The organism is Parafannyhessea sp., assembly GCF_051876455.1.
GTDB lineage: Bacteria > Actinomycetota > Coriobacteriia > Coriobacteriales > Atopobiaceae > Parafannyhessea.
Genome location: NZ_JBJEHW010000044.1, coordinates 1 through 5,033, shown reverse-complemented (window position 1 = coordinate 5,033; position 5,033 = coordinate 1). Strand labels below are relative to the sequence as shown.

Annotated in this window: 5 protein-coding genes; 1 reads left to right on the top strand and 4 read right to left on the bottom strand. The window is 68.5% G+C overall.

Going from position 1 to position 5,033, the window contains the following annotated elements; translation table 11 throughout:
• The 4 genes from ACI38Z_RS02120 to pth2 form a co-directional block, all read right to left on the bottom strand.
• On the bottom strand, positions 1 to 2,036 hold a 2,036-nt coding region (locus ACI38Z_RS02120), incomplete at its 3' end, for a homocysteine S-methyltransferase family protein (protein WP_439788536.1).
• Positions 2,029 to 2,754, bottom strand: coding sequence for a vitamin B12 dependent-methionine synthase activation domain-containing protein (locus tag ACI38Z_RS02115; protein ID WP_439788535.1), 726 nt, complete (start codon positions 2,752 to 2,754; stop codon positions 2,029 to 2,031). The genes ACI38Z_RS02115 and ACI38Z_RS02120, both read right to left, overlap by 8 nt.
• Position 2,755: 1 nt before the next feature.
• Positions 2,756 to 3,619, bottom strand: coding sequence for a methylenetetrahydrofolate reductase (locus ACI38Z_RS02110; protein ID WP_439788534.1), 864 nt, complete (start codon positions 3,617 to 3,619; stop codon positions 2,756 to 2,758).
• 172 nt (positions 3,620 to 3,791) lie between these two features.
• A complete protein-coding gene (gene pth2, locus ACI38Z_RS02105; RefSeq protein WP_439788533.1) occupies positions 3,792 to 4,244 on the bottom strand; it encodes an aminoacyl-tRNA hydrolase in 453 nt (150 codons plus the stop codon).
• A gap of 228 nt (positions 4,245 to 4,472) precedes the next feature.
• Here pth2 and ACI38Z_RS02100 point away from each other — a divergent pair.
• The coding region (locus tag ACI38Z_RS02100) for a hypothetical protein (protein ID WP_439788532.1) at positions 4,473 to 5,033 on the top strand (561 nt) is incomplete at its 3' end.

Sequence of the window (5,033 nt, the reverse complement as noted above, 5' to 3'; positions counted from 1 at the left end):
ATGACGTCGTGCTGGGCGAGGACCTGCGAGATAAGATCGGGCATGGGGCCCTTGCGGCCGGCGAGGACCATGGCCTTGGCCTGCTCGGCGGGGTCGTCGGACGTGGCGGCCTGGGACGCGGCGTCGGCCGTGGCATGAGGCGGGCATTCTGCAGGCACGCCCTTTGCGCCGAAGCCGCCCGCCGGCGCCGCGGCCGACGCCTTGTCGCTTCGCGTCGCGTAGTTGGCCACGTAGTACTGGGCGCTCTCGTCCTCGCCCGTGAGCACGCGCCAGCTGTTGACCACGTCCATGATGCGCTGCTGCATGGGATTGATGATGCAGAGGTCGAGTCCCGCGGCGAAGGCCGCCGCGAGGAACGTGGCGTTGACGAGCGGGCGGAACGGCAGGCCGAAGCTGATGTTTGAGACGCCGAGCACCGTGCGCACGCCGGGGAGCTCGCGCTTGACGAGGGCTATGCCGTCCAGGATCGCGCGCGGCGCGCGCTGGTCCGTGGAGGCGGCCATGCAGAGGCAGTCCACGATCACGTCCTCACGGGGGATGCCCGCGGCGTCCGTGGCGGCCACGATCCTGCGCGCGATCTGGAGGCGGCCCTCCGCCGTCTGGGGGATGCCCTTCTCGTCTATGGTGAGGGCGACCAGCGCGCAGCCGTAGTGCGCCGCGATGGGGATGACGGCGTCCATCGTCTCTTGCTTGCCGTTGGTCGAGTTGATGATGGGCTTGCCCGGGTAGCTGCGGACGGCCGCCTCGATGGTCTTGGGCACGGCGGAGTCCACCTGGAGGGGCAGGTTCGTGACGCCCTGGAGGTCCGCCATGAGGCGGCGCAGGGTGGCGGACTCGTCGATCTCGGGCAGGCCGGCGTTGACGTCGAGCACCTGCGCGCCCGCGTCCGTCTGGCCGATGGCCTCCTGCATCACGTAGTCGTAGTTGCCGGAGCGCAGGGCCTCCTTCATGCGGCGCTTGCCCGTGGGGTTGATGCGCTCGCCGATGACGCCCACGTGGCCCATGGGGATGCTCACGAGCCGCTGCGAGCTCGTGACCGCGAAGTCGTGGTTGACGTGGCGCGGGGTGGGGGTGCGGCCGGCAAGGAGGTCCTTCTCGCCCGCGATGTAGTCCGGCGTGGTGCCGCAGCAGCCGCCGACGACCGTGACGCCCGCGTCGAGCATGCCCGCGACGGCCTCGCAGTACTCCCCGGGCGCGATGTCGTACAGCGTGACGCCGTCCTCCACGCGGGGGAGCCCGGCGTTCGCCTGCGCCATCACGGGGACGCTGGACCAGGGGAGCATGCGCTCGACGAGCGGCGCCACGTCCTTGGGGCCGAGCGAGCAGTTGATGCCCACGACGTTGGCGCCGAGCGAGCTCAGCGTCTTGGCGGCCACCTCGGGCGTGGTGCCCAGGAACGTGCGCCCGTCCTCGCCAAAGGTCATGGTGCAGAATATGGGCAGGTCGGAGCACTCCTTTGCCGCGAGGACGGCGGCCTTGGCCTCCGCCAGGTCCGCGACGGTCTCGATGATGAAGAGGTCGGCGCCCGCCGCGTTCGCCGCGCGGACCTGCTGCGCAAAGAGTTCGTAGGCGTCGTCGAACGGCAGCGTGCCCATGGGCTCGAGGAGCGACCCCGTGGGGCCGATGTCCGCCGCGACGTAGCGCGCGCCCGACGCCTTGGCGCAGGCGACGGCGGCCGAGAAGACCTCCTCCACCGTGGCCGCGTCCCCCAGCTTGGGTGCGCTCGCGCCAAAGGTGTTGGTGGTCACGACCTCCGAGCCGGCCTCGACGTAGGCGCGGTGGATCTGGGTGATCTCTTCCGGGTTGGTGAGGTTGAGGAGCTCCGGCAGCTCGCCGGCGGCGAGGCCGCGCGCCTGGAGCTGCGTGCCCATGGCGCCGTCGAACAGCAGGAAGTCCTCGCCCGCGAGCACGCGCGCCAGGTGGTCGTCCTTCACGCGCAGGTGGCGCTCGTCGTAGGTGCCAAAGTACTTGCGGGCGTCGATCGTGCCCACGCCCTTGGTGCCGGGCTTGGGCGCGGCCTGGGATCGGCTAGTCATGACAGGTCCTCCCTGTGGTTGCGCGAAGGTTGCAGAACGCGCGGCAGAAGCAGTCGGCGCAGCTCGCGTGCGTGGACTTCTGCGGCGTCTTGAACATGCCCAGCACCGCCGTGACGCTCTTGGTGGGCGTCATGAGCAGGGTGGGGCTGAGCGTGATGCCCAGGCGGCGGCGCGCGTCGAGCGTGTCGAGCAGGATGGGCTGCGTGTCCATGGGCATGTCGCCGTAGCCCGGCGAGAAGCGGAAGTTGGTGTAGAGGCCGTCCCGTGCGGCGATGCCTACGAGCGTGGCCTCGGCTGCGTCCGCCGCGCGCTCGACCATGGTCGTGGCGGCGGCGTCGAACAGCACCTGCCCCAGGTTGTCCGTGAGCGAGAGACGCTTGAGCTCCCGCTCGACGCCCATGCCGATGGTGACGGCGAACACGCCCACGCGCACGGCCCCGTCCATGTGCTTGCGCATGGACTTGCCGCGGAGCGTGAGCGCGGTGCCCTCGAGGTCGACCTGCGGGGTCCCATCGGGAAGCTCTTCTTGCCCGGCGACGTCGAACGTGGCGAGGCTCGCCCGCGGCTGGCCGATGGAGAGGCAGCGCGCGATCGCGCCGTCGAGGCGCGCGTCGAGCTCGGGCGTGACCTCCTGGCCGCGGTAGCCCAGGTAGCGAAGGACCTCCTTGCGGTCGATGGAGTCGATCTGGTAGCTCTTGAGGATGGGGACGACGGGCATGCTACTCCTTGAGGTAGCCTGCCTCGAGCAGGCAGTCGTGCGTGGCGCGCCCGATGGACGGGCGGTTCATGGTGTAGATGTGCAGGCCGTCGACGCCGTTCTGCGCGAGGTCCACGAGCTGCTCGCAGGCGTAGGCGATGCCCGCCTCACGCTGGGCGTCCTTGTCGTCGCCGGCCGCGACCAGGCGCTTGATCACCTTTGCGGGGATGGAGGCGCCGCAGGTGAACGCCATGCGCTGGATCTGCTGGACGCTCGTGAACGGCATGATGCCCACGACGACGGGGACCTTGATGTGCTTGCGGACCAGCAGGTCGCGGAAGCGGTAGAAGTCGTCGTTGTCGAAGAAGAGCTGCGTGACCAGGAAGTCGGCGCCGGCGTCGACCTTGGCCTTGAGGTGCTCGACGTCCTCGCGAAGCGACGCGGACTCGACGTGGCCTTCGGGATAGCACGCGGCGCCCACGCAGAGGCCGGTATCCTTGAGGTAGCTCACGAGGTCGGAGGCGTGCTCGAAGTCGATTGCCTCGCGTCCGGGCGCGCGGTCGCCGCGCAGTGCCAGGACGTTCTGGACGCCCGCGTCCTTGATGGCCCGCACGTAGGCGTCGACGTCCTGCCTTGAGGAGCCAAGGCACGTGAGGTGGGCGAGGGCCTGCGTCTTGCCGGCCTGCTGGATGGCCCGGGCCACGTCGACGGTGTGCTGGGAGTTGCCGGACCCGCCCGCGCTGAACGTAACGCTGATCCAGTCGGGGTGGTTGAGCGTGAGCTCGTCCGCGATGGACGTGGCCTGCTGCATCGACATGTCGCCCTTGGGCGGGAAGATCTCGTACGAGAAGGTCTGCTTGCTCCTTAGGATGTCATCGATGCGCATGTCGTCTCCCTTATCGCGAGTGCGGTCAAAATCGTCCAAGATAGTTTGAATATCATAGTGCAGGCGATTTGGCCCCATCGCAATCGGAACCGTTCGGAAATGGTTTGCCGGGGGACAAGGCCAGCCGGGCGAGAAGGACGCGGGGCCCCACCGGCACGCGGCGTGCCAGGCGCTAGTACAGCGGCAGCTTCCCGGTCAGGGGGTCGATGTCCTCCGCGCGGAGCGGCTCGAACGCGAGGCACGTGTACGTGGCCTCGCCGTGGAACTCCGTCAGGCCCGCGTCGCGGATAAGCGCGACGGCAAAGCCCAGCTCGCGACCACGCTCCGCGAGGTCGAGCAGCGCCTCCTCGGAGTCCACGTACACGCAGACCTTCGCGACGCCGGCGTCGAACCAGTCCGAGAGCGCGCTTCTCGGCGTGCCGTCGTCGTCCAGGTAGACCCAGGTGGGGCTGCCGTCCTCCGCGGTCGCCACGCGCACCTGGTCGAGCCGGTGCTCGCGTGCCAGCGCCATGAGCGTGGCCTCCACGCAGGCGTGCCCCGCCTGGGCGGCGATCTTGCCCTTCCGCATCTTGAGGTCGCGCCTCATCACGATCATCTGCTTGGCAAGGTAGGACGAGCTTGGCATGGCATCTCCGCTCCGGTGTTGTTTGCAGTCGCCTCACCACTATAGCGGCGGCCCGCTCGCATACGCCCCGCCACCTGCCGCCTTACGTCCTCTTCACGCAAACGTTTCCCAGCCCTTGCCCGCGCCTGCGCGCCAGCTGACGCTCGGAAGCTACATTCAACCTGTGTTCAGTAAAAGTGGCGTTTCGTTCCGGGCTTTAGGAAAACATTTCTCGAGAGGAAGATTTGCATGCCTGACAACCACCCAGGTACTTCCAACTACACCGTCCGTCTGATCAAGCGCAAGAGCGCCCAGATGTTCGCAAGGGGTGCCCTTGCGGTCACGCTCTCGGCCGCGATGGGCACGGCGATGATCCCGACACAGGCGATCGCCGAGGGGCTGGATGCCGCCACGACCTCCACCGAGCAGAAGGCGACCACGACGGACTCCGCCAAGAAGGTCACGACGGGCGAGAAGGACGAGGCCTCCAAGTCCGGCACCACGTCCAAGACTGCCACCAAGGCCACTGCCGCGAAGGCGAAGGCTGACGCCGCAGACGAGACCCCGACCTTCGACCCGAAGACCGTCGTCTACAACGCCGGCGACGTGAGCATGACCGTGGACGGCAAGAGCGAGGGCACCTTCAGCGTCTTCCAGGTCGCCACGTCCTGGACCGCCGGTACGCCCAAGAAGGACGCGGACGGCAACTGGACGTGCACGCTCACGATCACCCCGAAGGACGAGAACAAGATCGCCGGCCACTTCGGCGACTCCGGCTACGAGCTCGACACCGCGAACTCCAAGCTGACG